This window comes from Paenibacillus sp. OK003, assembly GCF_900109515.1.
Classification (GTDB): Bacteria; Bacillota; Bacilli; order Paenibacillales; family Paenibacillaceae; genus Paenibacillus; species Paenibacillus marchantiae.
The window spans coordinates 285,391-299,881 of sequence record NZ_FOBD01000004.1 but is presented as its reverse complement, the minus strand read 5'-3'; the positions used below and the strand labels follow the sequence as shown (position 1 = coordinate 299,881).

The window sequence follows — 14,491 nt, the reverse complement described above, 5'->3', positions numbered from 1 at the left end:
ACACCCTCTGCAATCTACAATTGCAACGTGAGACCGACCGGGCAATGATCACTGCCCATGACATGGCAATCAATATGCGCATCTGACACCTTCGGAGCCAGTTGATTGGACACAAGGAAATAATCGATCCGCCATCCAACATTACGCTCTCTTACCTTGGGCATGTACGACCACCAACTGAACACATCCGTGCGATCCGGGTACAAATGGCGGAAGCTATCCACATATCCGGCAGCCAGCAGATCAGTCATCTTGCCTCGCTCTTCCAGCGTGAATCCCGAGTTGCCCAGATTCGGCTTCGGATTCTTCAGGTCGATCTCCTGATGGGCTACATTCAGGTCACCACATACGATAACCGGCTTGGTCTGCTCCAATTGCAGCACGTACCCTCTGAATCGATCCTCCCATTCCAAACGGTAAGGAAGTCTGGTCAGATCCCGCTTCGCATTGGGGGTATATACGTTGATTAGATAAAAATGATCAAACTCCAGTGTGATCATTCGGCCTTCCGGTTCGCTATCTTCCTCGATTCCATACCAGACAGATAGCGGTTTGATCCGGGTAAATACGGCTGTGCCGGAGTATCCTTTTTTGACAGCATAATTCCAGTATTGATATACGTCTTCTCCCAGATCCATCTCGATCTGTCCTGCCTGCAGCTTGGTCTCCTGTACACAGAAAATATCGGCCTGACTCTCGTTATAATAATCCATGAATCCTTTGGTAACACATGCCCGCAATCCATTCACATTCCAGGACACCAGCTTCATATCCTCATCTCCTCACATCTCCCCAATATAGCATGGGCGAATTCGAAAGGACAAGGCTGCTGCTGAAAGCCAATCTTGTTCAATTGCATGTCCATGAACCCCAAGTGCATAACAGCCGGCGCCACTTCCGTCATCATATCGCCCTTATCCAGCGCAAACTGGACTCTGCCCACGAACGGTAACGAATCTGTGGCGTCTTATTGGAGGATTTGAAGCACACTTAGAAATCTAAGGAATCTGAGACACGCTATATCGGAATTGATGGTCCTTTATCGCGTTTACATCAGGAGATTTATGGAAATAACATGTCTGATGTTCCTTACAATTTAAAAAGAGGAGCGGAAGGCCAAATAAGACGTCCTGTGTTCCTTAGAAAATCGTCCACCTATTCGCCAGGATCAGCAGCTTGGACTTCCAGACTTTTTAGATGCAGCGACTTGAGGAATAGAGAGTCACTTAGCAACGTCGCATAATTATCAAAGCCCACAAAGGGTTTATCCGGTGACAGCATGCCCCATTCGCGAAAGCTTACGTTAAAGGAATACAGAATCGGTAAGATGCGGATGACTACAAAATAGAGCAGCGGAATCAACAAACCGCCATAAATGAATAACCGCTGTTTATGTCTGTAATTGAGTCTACCTATTCCCGATCCGAACCATAAATGCCGTTTCGGCCGCGAAGGGATCACCCCAGTAGTCCTCATAGCTGCGCAGCCTCCTTGAATGAGAGCTTATTTTTTCTTATCCTGTTTCGCCCAGTAGTCGTCATAGAGCTTCTGAGTTTTGGCCACCAGATCATTGAAGGCCTGTTCTTCCGGCACATGATTAAGCAGCACCTCATCCACAGCGTTCACAAACAACGTACGCTCCTGCGTCTCATCAATGAAGAAGTGGGCGTTGGCATCGTTCAGTTGGGAGATAAAAGGGCCAAGCAGCGGGTCATTCACATACTTATCCTGAAGAGCAACTTCTTTCTGTGCGGGAAGTTCACCGACCTTCTCCACCCATTGTTCCTGGACGCCCTTGCTGATCAAAAACTGTAAAAAGGCCGTGGCTGCTTCAAGCTTCTCCCCGGTAACATTGGCAGGAATCGCATTCGCCCAGAATGAAGCCTGTGTGGATTTTCCTTTATAACCCGGCAGCGGTGCGACAGCAAAATTCAAATCGGGAGCGTCTTTTTTGATAGATCCCAATCGATATGAACCATCCACGTTAATTGCGGCATGGCCCGTTTTGAATGCATTGGCATCATCGGTGTAAAAGCCGTTAATGCCCACTTTATGCACGGTTGCAAAATCAACCAGATACTTGAATGCTTCAAGCCCTGCGGGGGTATCATTCCACAGGATTTTCCGACGATCCTCGCTTGTATCCTTGCCTCCCGCTTGATATAACAATCCGTCTCGGAACCAGTGATGAAGCTGGGAACCCGGTTCCCACGCGAAACCCTCTGTCACCAGCTGCCCATTTTTGTCCGTTTCCGTTAATGCCTTGGCATCCGAGACAAGTTCTTCCCAAGTCGGCGGCGGTTTATCGGGATCAAGTCCGGCCTTGGTGAACAGGTCCTTGTTATAAAACAACCCCAGCGTTCTCACGCCTGTAGGCAGAGCATAATAGCTTCCATTTAATTTGGCTGTATCCACAAAAGGGAAAAATGCCTCGGCGATGCCCGGAAAGCTGCTTTCAGGCAACGGCTGTAAATAACCGGATTGCACATATTTGGGCAGCCAGCCGTAATACAGATTGATGACATCCGGTCCTTTTCCGGCGGGAACAAGTGTGGCAACCTTTTGATTGTACTGGTCGTATGGAAAATTGGTTTGTTTGACTTTGATGTTGGGATGTTCCGTCTCGAATTCCTGGATTAAGGTATTGATCAGTTCAACCTTGGCTGGAAATTCGTACTGCCAGTACTCAATCGTGATGGGCTCCTTCTCCGTCTGAACACTCGAAGCTGGTGAAACCAACGGCTTTATCAACAGGCAGCTTCAACAAACGTCTTGCGTTATTTCCAAAGATGAGTTCGATGTCCGCTTCAGAGAAGCGAAGTTCACGGCATACCCGGACCTGATCCTGCAAATAACGATAGGGATAACCACGCGGAAATCCGCTCGCATCCGTTCCAAAGATAATTCGCTCCGGACCCAACAGTTCGTAGGTTTTGCGGAATAACGTCTCCAGGTTCAGCTCATAGGGCATCCAGCGTACCCACTGATTGGAACCCGATGTGTCGATGTACACGTTAGGGCAGCTCCAGCTTAGATGGAGCAGTTCCTGGAAGTACCCTGCGCCAAAATGAGGGATGATGAACGGAATATCCGGATAGGCACGGGCCGTGTTAAAGATGGCAAGCGGATTGATGTTGGGATGATGAACGATGCCTCCGGCATGACCAAGCATGCCAAAATGAATCAGGACAGGCAGGCGCCGCTCTGCAAGAAATGCCCACACCGGGTCGAGCGAAGGAGAGTCAAAGGGAATCTGGGTGAGGGGACCAAACAACTTATATCCTCGCAATCCGAGCTCATCAACCGCCCGACGCAGCTCGATGGATGCATCTTCATTCTCAATGGGATGATAGGCGAAGCCGGTAAACCGATCCGGGTATAAGGATATTTGTTCAGCCAAGTTGTCATTATCCAGAGCCGTTAGAAAGTTAAGTCCGGCAATATTGTATTTGTCCAATTCATCTACCCACTGTTCGATTAACGGCCGTGCTGCTTCCTCTCCCTGCTCCTCCACCGCCGGGAAATCCCAGGTTAGTCGCATTCGCTCACTTCGTTCCTTGCCATATCGCGTCACCAGTTCGTGGTTCTTATATGAGGAAAGCAAAAGTTTATAAGGCAGATGGGCATGGATGTCAAAAACTCGAAAGTCGGGATTGGAGAACATTGATTTTGCTCCTTCCATTTAGATTCTGTTAAGCCAGCCGTTTAGAATTAAATCCAGTTTTGCATCTACAGAACGGAGTTTATTAGTGGTATCGAGACTCCATTGTTCCTGTGTGTCAAGACGGAGCGCTTGGGCCTCCAATGCTCTTGCCACTTCTTCCGGATTGGGTCCACCACGCACATGCCGAATGTGTACAAAATGCTCGGGAGATATTGCTTCTTCTAATTGCTCATAGGTTAGGGCAAGCGGCTTGGCGGCAATTTCCTGCACCGCTGTATTCACAACCTTCCAGTTCAATCCTGAAATGGAAATACCGGATTCCGTTTTTGCGGCATGATGGAACTAATCTGAACGTAAGAGGCAGCTACAATTAATGCACCATATTCCTGTGTGCACCATAACAGCAGATCCTGAACGAAACGCCCCAGATTGATAGCTGCAAGCTGGGCTACAGAGGCGGCTTCACCTGCATAATCTGCACCGCTGACGGCATCATAGGCATTCTCAATCATGCCATCAAAGCCGAGCAGTTCCAGGGAATCGCTAACGGCACAGATGTAATGGGCAAGTGTGGTCGGCTGGGCTTGTTGGGTGTGCGTGTGAGCAATCATGAGGGTATCGATATGACGTAATGCAATTTCTCTTAGGCTTCGGTGTAATGACAGCCCTGAGGAAATCGCTGAGTTCAGCTTATCCCTCAGCACCATACGATAAATGGCGATTCCCATATCGTTTCGGCTTCTGGCTAAGTGCAGATTCCCGACAGAGGGTCCGCCAAGCTTCTCTAGTTCAACTTCGACTTGGTAGAACAAATCTTCAACGTGGAAGGAATATTCGCTCGTTCGGAGCCCATCCACATCCAGACTCTGTATAGCCGAAGCAATGTGGCACGCCTCTTGCTCCGAAATGATGTGTTGTTCACGGAGCATAATCAGATGTGCTTTGTTTACGGCCATCATGGGGTTCAGCAGATGCTGTATGGCCTGGTTATAGGCGGGTTCAAGTACAATTTTGGCATAGGTTTGACTGGGAAAACCAGACGTTTGTGTTGGATTCGTTGACGTTGACTTCACCTTCCTTGTTCTTCATCTGAATCTACAGAGATCTGAAATACCGACTAATCAGGTCGGAATGTTTAACTCAAAACTCTACCACTATTTTGGTATACATACAACTTTATCCTTAATCAAAATTTTCTATTGTCGTATCGGCTTTCTCTATAACCTGTTCTATTGACTGCCGTAGATTTGAAGACTAGATTATCCTGTATAAGAGTGGTCTCTGAAAAATAAGCGGAAGGAGGGATGGTTATATCAAATTCCTATGATGTCATTATCGTTGGAGCCGGATCGATGGGCATGAGTGCAGGTTATTATCTTGCGCGTAGTGGATTAAAAACATTGCTGATTGATGCCTTTGATCCTCCGCACACGGAAGGCAGTCATCACGGAGAACCACGGCTTATCCGCCACGTGTACAGCGGGGGACCTGATTATATAGCGATGGCACTTCTGGCGCAGGAACTGTGGGAAGAACTGGAGGATACGACCGCGTCCAAATTGCTTGTACGTTCGGGTGTCTTGAATGTAGTTGACCCGGACATCCATTCTTTTCACAATCGTTTAACCCATGCTGAGAATGCGGGGATTCGGTATGAAACCTTGCGCGCTGCCGAAATCATGAAACGGTGGCCAGGCATTGAAGTCCCCGAACATTACGAGGGAATGTATGAGCCTGATGCAGGATATTTGTTCAGTGAACGCTGCGTGCTCGCCTTCCGTCAGGCAGCCGAAGCATTGGGTGCCACCCTGTTGACGCATACACGTGTGGAACATATCGAGTGCAGCACAGATTCTGTTGGAGTCATCACATCTGCTGGCGAGACCTATTATGCGAACCAGGTCATTCTCAGTGCCGGGGCATGGTTTCAGACGCTGAAACCGTTCGTGAACCTTCCGATTCGAGCTGTACGCAAAACCGTGGGATGGTTCGATGCACCGGAGGCGTTGTTCGCCGAGGATCACTTTCCTGGTTTTACGCTGGCTGGAAAAGAAGGCGGATATTACGGATTTCCGAGCATTGGCGGGTCGGGTCTGAAGATTGGACGTCACGATACGGGGCAGGAGTGGACACCAGGCGGTACACTGGCTCCATTTGGCTCTGATGAAACGGATGAGGGTGATCTGCGGAGATTGCTTGAACTTCGGATGCCACTGGCAGCTGGAAAGCTGAAGCGTAGTGCGGTATGCAAATATGAGTTCACACCGGACGAAGATTTTATTATCGACCGTCACCCTACCCATAACCATGTATGGCTGGCAGGCGGTTTCTCCGGTCATGGCTTCAAATTTGCAAGTGCAGTGGGCAAAATATTGTCTGACTTGGTGCAAACAGGACATACGAATCAGGATATCGGACGATTTGCCCTTTCCCGTTTTCATTAGAGCACTAGCCCCGGAGAAGGCTGATTCGTACTGAACGTAAGCTGACTCGATTTGGTGTATCAGGAAGAGCTCCTCTCTTGAGCCGTGCCGTGTGGCATAGCGCATCCTGCTTCAAGAAAGGAGTATCTTACCTTAGCAACGTTGAATCATTCTAAAGCGAGAGCAGTCCGCGCAATGAATACTCTACTTTTAATTCACTTTAACCAAACTCCATTGCTGATTGGCTCCACCATTGTCTGCCCATTGAATGGTCGAGGCACCAGCGGTTGTGGAGCTCTGGTTGATATCAACGGTTAAGCCGCTATTGCGGTTCACGAGCACAAGATATCCTCCGACATCCACCGGTAACCATTGTTGATTGTTGCCCCCGTTATCCTGCCACTGAATCAAGGCTTCTCCTCCTTGAGTAGAGCTCTGATTCACATCCAGCAGCAAACCACTGCCTACGTTACGGATCTTATAATAACCGTTGCCTGCAGACTCCAGCTTCCATTGTTGGTTGGCTGCGCCATTGTCGTTCCACTGGATAATCGTTGCACCCCCGGCAGTGGAGGCCCCATTCACATCCAGAGCGAGACCACTGTTCCGATTGATCAGCTTATAGATCGCCCCGGATTCATATCCTGTGCCGCCACTATACGTCGCGCCGGATATGACATAGGTCGTAACCGAGCTCGCTTTGGCGGTGGCTGTAAACTTTTTATTCTGAATGTTGATGTTAGTCAATTGCTGCAACTTCTCCGTAGAGGATGTGCGATACACTTGAGCGGATGTTCCCAGGCTTGTAAATCGGCTCAGATCATACGTCACCGTTGTATCGGTGGCTTCCGAGTTGGTGGTAACCAGCACCACTTTGCCAGAAGCCGCATCATAGGCAGCAAGTGTATTGGCATCACTCATGCCAATGATCTTGGTTCCGGGACGAATAAACTTGCTGTAGTTGCCCATGACATAATATTTCTGATTCACGGTGTAGCTGGTCGTTTGCGTGTTATTCAGTACATTTTTGAAAAATCCCCAGCCATCCGCACTATCTACAGCCTGCCAGTACACCCACGCACTCGCCCCCATGTTGCGTATATCCTTAAGGATCGTGCGTGACATCGTTAGTCCACTGGCATCCCCGTCTCCATATTCTGAGGTCCAGAGATGTTTTCCCGCTGAAGTCGCTGTATTCCGCAACGATGCACGGTTGCTTCCCCCATAGGTATGTGTGTTAATCTGGCTGATCGCAGACTTCACTGCACTGCTGTAACTGTTGAAGGAAGTGGTTGTGTCATCCAGACTGTATTCTTCTGGCGCGCTCAGCTTTGTTGATAATCCCTTTGCATTGAGCGAGGATTGCAAATGACTCAGAATCGTGTTCTGATCTGCCCGATCAAAGTGCATGCCCTCCTGATCGTTGCCCTGCTTCCACCAAGTGGAGATCGGTTCATTGAGCGGCGTTACGGTGTCGAACGTGATGCCCCAGTTATCTCTGAAATGCTTCACGACCTCTGTGAGATAATCAGCAAAATCATCATAATAATCCGGCTTGAGATTGTTGCCACCATTCGCGGCACCGGACACACTTCCACTAATGGTCATCCAGTAGGGTGCCGAGTTCGCAAAGGCTTCAATGACGTTCACGCCTTGCGCTTTGGCCGATTGCAGCATATAGCGCTGATTCGCATCTGCGGTCCAGTCATACACGCCCGGGGAAGGCTGATATCCTGGCACAGCCTTGCGATATTCCAGAACATTCGATGAAGGATTATCCCCGCCTCCAATGTTGTAACGCAGGACGTTCAAGCCTAATCCGGTGGTTGGATTAAACATTTTCTCTACGTACTCATCCCGGTTGGAGTACTCTCCGACCACTTTGCCCCACCAGGCAAGGGACGTTCCCCAACCTTCAATGGTCTGGTACTGCTTCGAGGGATCTGCGGTGGCTGTATAAGAACCCGCAGCGGAAACTTCTGAGCCAAGACCCAGACTGCCTGTCAGCAAGCTTCCTGCCAGCAGCATGGTGCCCAACCGTTTCAACCATTTCATTCAATTCACTCCTTCTGAAAGTAAAATGAGTTCCGTTTCATGAGATAAAATGAGTTCCGTTTCAATGAAAGAATCTCAGAACAGAAGATTACTGTGCAATCTCCCTAAACGTAGCATCCGCCTTGTCAATCACCGTAACAACAGCTTCCAATTTCAGCACATTATTGTAATGTCTCAGGTACAAATTCGGGTTGCTGAAAGAGGCGTAAGATGTCCAGCTAGCGTTCGCGAGTCCACTCACCCGTTTGAACGTGGCATCATTGCGGAAGGCTGCGCTGCCGTCATTTTTCACCAGCACGATTGCACCGTTATTGTTGCGCAGGTAATAACCCGGATAATTCATGGCCTCAAACGAAATTCCTGTGGCATTCGACAGACCGGGCACAATCCGGAACTGTGCGTCCTCTGCGGGACTGACACTGGCATCGATTCGGGCCACATAGTTGTAATGGCGAATGAAGCTGCCTGGCACATTATAGGACTCCAGCTTGCGGATATCGCCAGGCTGCCCGGTTTCTTTCAGGACGGTCATGTGCCGGACGAGTCCGGTCAGACCGGCAAGCTCCTGCTTTGCACTCCAGGTCTGAAACCCGTCAGCAGAGTCGCTGTAATAATATTTTTGTGTAGAGTAACCGTCAAAATAGATTCGCCAGGAACCGTTATCCAGCTGGACAAGCGCAGGTCCCTCTACCCAGGAACCCCATCCTGCCCAATCCCCTGTCCCTTTGAATGTGTAAGGTCCGGTGAGGGAAGTAGCTGTAGCGTATTCGATATACTTGGTGGTCTCATTCTTGGTGAATGCATGGTAGGTTGATCCTGTCTTGACGATGAAGGTATCGATGTAGTTGGGTGCAATGCCTGCGAGCTCTGTGGCAGCAGACCATGTTGTGGAAGACAGGGTTGCATTGGTCGCCGTGATGACATAAGGTTTGAAGTTCTCATAGTTGCCTGGGGAAATAGACACGATGATGTTCAGACTGCCGTTGCTGTCTTTGAACCATTCCGGTGCCCAGGTATGTGCAATCGTGGTGGGTGCAGATAGGGTAATATTGCGGACAAACGTCCAATTCACCTTATCTGTGCTTGATGCGATGCCGATCGTATTACCTGACCAGTTCGTCGTATAAACGACATAATACAGCCCATCCGTATGTTTCATGATGCTGGGATCACGGATCAGATTCGCCGGGGGTGTATAGGCTGGCCCTTTTAGCAAACCGTAATTCGTCGCATTGTAGGATTCGTAGATATACAGATTGGATTCGCTCGTATTGGTAAAAGCCGAAATCGTGTAAACACTTGTTGCTGCTCTCGCTGTATTTGGGAATAACGTGATGAATAGAAGCAATGCTCCGAGCAGCATGATCATGCCGGACTTGCAAACTTTGAATAATCTTGTACTCCATCTTTTCCTTGTGTACATAGGTCATCTCCTTATTCAAAATGTGGGACAGGCATACCTTTAGCCAAACATCACCCCCCTCACAGATCGCGTAGCCGCACAACACCTTCATTATGTAAACGGTTTCAATAAACGATACGAGCTATCCTCGTTGTCCATTCACCTTGCAAGAGCTGCCGGGAGGTTCAGAATCTATAGATTCAATCATCCAAGCAGCCTCCACAAGGAGAACAAATACGACGAGCTAGGACAGGACATGACTGATCAGAACAGACCCAATTCCCTTATACGGTACAATGAAAAGAAGATCTATTCGACCACACCCCATGGATATTGGGACAAGTTATCATAAAAGAAACGCACCCGTTCTGGTGTTCGACCTTCCTCATCAAATAACAGCAATTCATTCTCATCCTGCAGCCAGGATACCGGAATTTTGTAATCCTCTTGCGGACCGATCTGCCAGTAACGTCCCAGATGGTGCCCGTTCAGATGAAGTGTTCCCTTGCTCATCCCGGTAAGACGAAGCATCAGGTTCACTCGGAAGTGTTCGGGCACAGCTGACTTGGAGAAGCGCCAGCGGTACCAGACAGGTTGACCGTACGAACCATTCCCGACAGACATGGCATTCCAATTGCCACTATAGTCCGCATCCTGCCGATAGGTGTCGAGATGACCTGAAACGTTCGGTGGCTCATATAATCCCCATTGTCGTGGAAGCAAGGCATCTGTACCTGCCATGCGCCAATCCTGCAGCTCATCCTCACTCCGGTACAGGATCAGTTCCAGCCGGTTCAGCGGTGTTCTGCTATAAGGCATCTCCAGCGTATTGATCTCTCCAAGCCTCAAGTAAAGGGAGATATCCAACGTGTTGAACGAAAACCAGTTCTGATATCCTTCCATTGGTACATCCATGCCATTCATGCGCAATCCTTGGCTCACCGCTCCAACGAGAATCGCACGGTCCATGCCATCCAGCGTAAAGCTTCTGCTCAGAAGCTGGGCCTCCTCAAGATGATTCACTTCATCAAGGTGCACCACTCCATGCTCCGTATGCCAATTCCGGCGTATGTCCTGAACGGAGCCGCCGATGTACACAGATCCTGCCAGACCTTTGCTTTCACCCAAATACGGAGAAAAATTCAGCCTGCCCATATGCTGTACCAGCACCTGAAGTGTATTCTTTCCTTTCGTCGTCTGCACCTGAACACCCGCTGCACCAACTTGACGAACCAGTGCCTGCTCTACACGATTGACATATATTCGGGCCGTGTCCTGGAGATCCGGCAGAATAAGGGTGGTGATTCCATCCACCGAACGGTCGAAATCGCACTCGTATAACAGATACCCGAAATCCTGTCCGTACTGGGAAAAATGCTCTGGTTGACCACTCAAAGCACGCTGTTCCGCTGTCAATGTCACACGAGACAGCTCAGGGGAATCCGTCAGTCTCGGTGGCATTTGCGGCGTGGTGAACGGAGCATGCTGAATTGCTGCGGATGATTCCTGAACATGCTCATCCTGCATGCCGCTCTCTGAATCGTTGGCTTCACCGTATATGAACTCACGTCCAGTCAACGTCCGTTCACCATCCGTCCAGCTGCCGAGAAGCAACATATTCCGATTTGGATCAGAGATCATACCCGTGACCTGCCCGGAAAGGGAGACATCTACATCATCAAATCCGATTGCGTAACGCAGCTGATTCGTCCCTCCCTTTCCCTTGATTCTCCATGTGCGATCCATCGTTTCCTTGTCCAGAACCACAAACCGAAGGGGAGCACCGCTTGCCTCCAGATGAATGATGCCTGGCTCACGGAAATGTACCAGATCGAAGCGATAGGCTCCGTTTAACTGATCACGTTCAACCCGTACTTGCATGCTGCTGCCCTGTACATTCAAGACGTTCGTCTCCAGTTCCACAACTGAACGCTGTCCCGCCTCCGCAACGATGAACAGGGTCAATTCTCCATTCACCACTTCATTGCCCGTAATCATCGTGCCACCTGTCAGGTATACATTCTCGGCAATTTCTACCCGATCCAGTATCGGAATAATCTGTCCGGGGTTCAGGGCAACAGGAAGTGTCCGGCCTTCCTCCAACGTGACATGAAACGTCTCGCGCTCATCCTTGTGATTCTCCAAGAACCATATCTTCTCGCTGCCTTTAGACCTGCCTCGGATAGAAACGCCTTGCGGATGACGTACCTTGATCTGCTCTGCCGGTACTTCCTCCGTCTCCATCAGCAATTTTCCAAACGCATGGACAAAATAGGATAACGTCTTGGCCACAGCATACTTGGCCGTTACCCGTCCGTACTCGTTCAGCGGCGCATCATAATCGTAGGAGGTAATCATGAAAATATCGCTGCTGCCCACGGTTCTGCCACCATATCCGCCAAAGTTGGTCCCGCCGTAGAACATGTAATGACTGATTCCGGTATAACCGGTGCGAAGAATTTCCATCATGCGTTTCTCAAACAGTGGCGCCGTCTTCTGAATGGCAGAAGGCCCACCCCAGTTCTCAAACCATCCCGTCCAAAATTCCGTAACGATCTTGGGTGTATCTGGCTGTTTCTCCCGAAGCTTCGCATAATGCCCGTCAGCCCCTGACCAGAAGTTGGCCCCTTCAATCGTGCCCTCCACGCCCCCTACACAGGTGATCAGCGGAACGTCAATCCCTCGCTGAAGCAGGCTGTCCCGAAGGTAGTTCATATGAGCACTTGCTGCTGCATCATCCATCAGATATCCGTATTCGTTCTCGACCTGTACAAGAATAACAGTGCCTCCGGCAGATAGCTGGCGCTCACGAATGATTGGAATGATCCGGTCAAAATACAGATCTACATAATGCAGATAGGCTTCATTATTTTGTCGGAACTTAATTCCCTGCTTCGTTTCCAGCCAATACGGAAAGCCGCCAAAATCCCATTCTGCGCAAATAAACGGACCCGGCCTCGTGATTACATACATGCCCAGCTCTGCACACATATCCAGAAAGGCACCACAATCATGGTCTCCTTCGAACGACCATTGTCCTTCCTCCGGCTCATGCACGTTCCAGGCAAAATAGGTATCGATGCAATTCATGCCAGCCAGCTTCGCCTTCATTAATACCTCTCGCCATTCCTGCCTCGGCATGCGGAAATAATGAATGGTGGCACTGTTCAGAAATACTCGTTCTCCATTCATGATGAAGCTGCGCTGATCATAAGTCAGTTCAGATCGAACGCCGTGCTCAGCCCTCGTCTGTGTATTCTTCTCCTGCTCCTGAAGCAATAGGGATGGTATCTCTGTCAAAGATAAGCCCTCCTTCTCTGTGTTTGAGTTCATCACTGCGATGACAGAAAATGATAAATTGCCTAACCCTCAGTTCGCCTGCAGCGTTACGCCTTCTAATACAACGGTGGTGATGGAATTGTCCGCAGTCGATACTTCCAATCCATTAGCATACAACGGAACATCTTCAAGCTGCTCCATATTGCGATCCGGCGACGTCTGATAAACCTGTGCTGTAGAAGTACTGCTGTAATCAAATGCCCCCAGTTCAAGTGCTGTGGTTCCGGCAGATAACTCATTGCGAATGACCAATACCAGTCTCTTCTGCTCTGCATCATAGGCAGCCAGTGTTCGCCCATCATCTGTTGGAATAATCGTTGCGCCTGGACGGATGAATTTCGTAAACTGGGCCATGCCATAATACTGCTTCGTCATCTCGTACTGCTCTTCTCCATTAAAATTCGCATGAATGAAGCCCCAGTTGTTGTTGGCACCTTCATCTTCAACGGCCTGCCAATACACCCAGGCAGAAGGCTGCATGATTTTCAGATCGAACATAATGCGCTCCGCGAGCTCCTGTACGGAAGTCATGTCCTCATGACTATGCGGTTCGCTGCCACCCGTCCCATACTCGGACATCCACAGTTTCTTGCCATACCGTTCGGCCAGCGTGCGAAGCTCTTCCATTTTGCTACCATTATAGGAGTGCGTGTTAATCTGGTCGATCACATCGATCGTATCCTGATCATAGAGGCTGAAATTGTGCACCGTCTCGTCAATGCTGTTATCGTCCGCTGCACTGATCACTGTACCGTCCAACCCTTTACTTTTGAGTGATGCTGCAACCTTCTTGATAATCTCGGCTTGTTTGTCATTGGTAAAATGACTGCCTTCCTGCATGTTGCCTTTCTTCCACCAGTCCGAGGAAGGTTCATTGAGGGGGTCAAGTGTACGGAACGTAATGCCCCACTCATCGCGATAATGCTTCACGACCTCGGTCAGATAATCGGCAAATGCATCGTACTGATCCTCTCGAAGATTGTTGCTGCCATCCACAGCACCCGTAACCGAGCCGCTGATCGTCATCCAGTATGGTGGTGAATTGGAGAACGCCTCGGCAATGTTGACCCCACGTTCCAGAGATCCCTTTAATACAGCACGTTGTCCTGCATCTGCCTCCCAGTCCCATACGCCGGGTTCAGGCTGGAAGCCTGGAACATCTCCTCCGGGCCGAAGCGCCTTCATATCGGGATTTTCCTCACCACCAATATTGTAGCGAACAATGTTCAGACCTAGCCCTTTCTCTGCATCAAACACCAGGTCCATGACTTCGTCGACTTTTGCTTGATCTTTCCATCCTCCAAGATCGTTAGCCCACCATGCAAGCGATGTGCCCCAGCCTTCAAAATGATCATAGGATTGCTCCAGCTTCAGACGTACCGGCTCACCTTGGAATGCAAGTGTCCTGGATGATTCATTGGCAAAATGATTGATGATAATTCCTCCTCCCGCGAGCAGCGCGGCCAGGGCCACACCCATCAGGATGTAACTCCGGCTGCGCCACCTGCGCTGCTTGTGATGATTATGGTTGTCATTGTTGAAAGGGTCCTTGTTGTTATTCATAATTCTTGCAGCCCTTTAACCATGTGCGATGTAGAGGGTTGTTGG

At 49.5% G+C, this 14,491-nt stretch carries 9 protein-coding genes and 1 pseudogene; 1 reads left to right on the top strand and 9 read right to left on the bottom strand.

Annotation, left to right across the window (positions count from 1 at the left end; translation table 11 throughout):
- Nucleotides 1-14 precede the first annotated feature (14 nt).
- From BMW94_RS08295 to BMW94_RS08275, 5 genes and pseudogenes are all read right to left on the bottom strand, one after another.
- Nucleotides 15-770 (bottom strand): exodeoxyribonuclease III, encoded by a 756-nt coding sequence (locus BMW94_RS08295; protein ID WP_090996855.1) that lies wholly within the window; start codon nucleotides 768-770, stop codon nucleotides 15-17.
- Between the two features lie 385 nt (nucleotides 771-1,155).
- Nucleotides 1,156-1,476, bottom strand: a complete 321-nt coding sequence (locus BMW94_RS08290) for a sugar ABC transporter permease (RefSeq protein ID WP_090996852.1) — start codon at nucleotides 1,474-1,476, stop codon at nucleotides 1,156-1,158.
- A gap of 27 nt (nucleotides 1,477-1,503) precedes the next feature.
- On the bottom strand, nucleotides 1,504-2,751 hold the full coding sequence (locus BMW94_RS08285) for an extracellular solute-binding protein (protein WP_254790173.1): 1,248 nt from the start codon (nucleotides 2,749-2,751) through the stop codon (nucleotides 1,504-1,506).
- Entirely contained in the window at nucleotides 2,687-3,664 is a 978-nt protein-coding gene (locus BMW94_RS08280; RefSeq protein WP_090996846.1) for an amidohydrolase family protein, read from the bottom strand. Before BMW94_RS08280 ends, BMW94_RS08285 begins: the two co-directional genes overlap by 65 nt.
- 18 nt (nucleotides 3,665-3,682) lie before the next feature.
- Nucleotides 3,683-4,737, bottom strand: a pseudogene (locus BMW94_RS08275) (lyase family protein).
- A gap of 231 nt (nucleotides 4,738-4,968) precedes the next feature.
- On the opposite strand from BMW94_RS08275, the gene solA reads away from it, so the two are divergent.
- Nucleotides 4,969-6,108, top strand: coding sequence for an N-methyl-L-tryptophan oxidase (gene solA, locus BMW94_RS08270; protein ID WP_090996843.1), 1,140 nt, complete (start codon nucleotides 4,969-4,971; stop codon nucleotides 6,106-6,108).
- A gap of 189 nt (nucleotides 6,109-6,297) precedes the next feature.
- Here the strand turns inward: solA and BMW94_RS08265 are convergent, their stop codons facing one another.
- The 4 genes from BMW94_RS08265 to BMW94_RS08250 form a co-directional block, all read right to left on the bottom strand.
- A complete protein-coding gene (locus BMW94_RS08265) occupies nucleotides 6,298-8,142 on the bottom strand; it encodes an RICIN domain-containing protein (RefSeq protein WP_090996840.1) in 1,845 nt (614 codons plus the stop codon).
- A gap of 88 nt (nucleotides 8,143-8,230) precedes the next feature.
- The gene (locus tag BMW94_RS08260; protein WP_090996837.1) at nucleotides 8,231-9,565 is read right to left on the bottom strand and encodes a glycoside hydrolase family 43 protein; all 1,335 of its coding nucleotides are present in this window, start codon (nucleotides 9,563-9,565) and stop codon (nucleotides 8,231-8,233) included.
- 288 nt (nucleotides 9,566-9,853) lie between these two features.
- Nucleotides 9,854-12,844, bottom strand: a complete 2,991-nt coding sequence (locus tag BMW94_RS08255) for a beta-galactosidase (protein WP_090996834.1) — start codon at nucleotides 12,842-12,844, stop codon at nucleotides 9,854-9,856.
- A gap of 69 nt (nucleotides 12,845-12,913) precedes the next feature.
- Entirely contained in the window at nucleotides 12,914-14,446 is a 1,533-nt protein-coding gene (locus tag BMW94_RS08250; RefSeq protein WP_254790172.1) for a glycoside hydrolase family 30 protein, read from the bottom strand.
- Nucleotides 14,447-14,491: the final 45 nt, after the last annotated feature.

What these genes read in the sequence shown, in the direction of transcription:
- BMW94_RS08280 (WP_090996846.1), bottom strand. Translation starts at nt 3,664, where the DNA reads ATGTTCTCCAATCCCGACTTTCGAGTTTTTGACATCCATGCCCATCTG.
- BMW94_RS08290 (WP_090996852.1), bottom strand. Translation starts at nt 1,476, where the DNA reads ATGAGGACTACTGGGGTGATCCCTTCGCGGCCGAAACGGCATTTATGG.
- BMW94_RS08250 (WP_254790172.1), bottom strand. Translation starts at nt 14,446, where the DNA reads ATGAATAACAACAAGGACCCTTTCAACAATGACAACCATAATCATCAC.
- BMW94_RS08295 (WP_090996855.1), bottom strand. Translation starts at nt 770, where the DNA reads ATGAAGCTGGTGTCCTGGAATGTGAATGGATTGCGGGCATGTGTTACC.
- BMW94_RS08260 (WP_090996837.1), bottom strand. Translation starts at nt 9,565, where the DNA reads ATGTACACAAGGAAAAGATGGAGTACAAGATTATTCAAAGTTTGCAAG.
- BMW94_RS08265 (WP_090996840.1), bottom strand. Translation starts at nt 8,142, where the DNA reads ATGAAATGGTTGAAACGGTTGGGCACCATGCTGCTGGCAGGAAGCTTG.
- solA (WP_090996843.1), top strand. Translation starts at nt 4,969, where the DNA reads ATGGTTATATCAAATTCCTATGATGTCATTATCGTTGGAGCCGGATCG.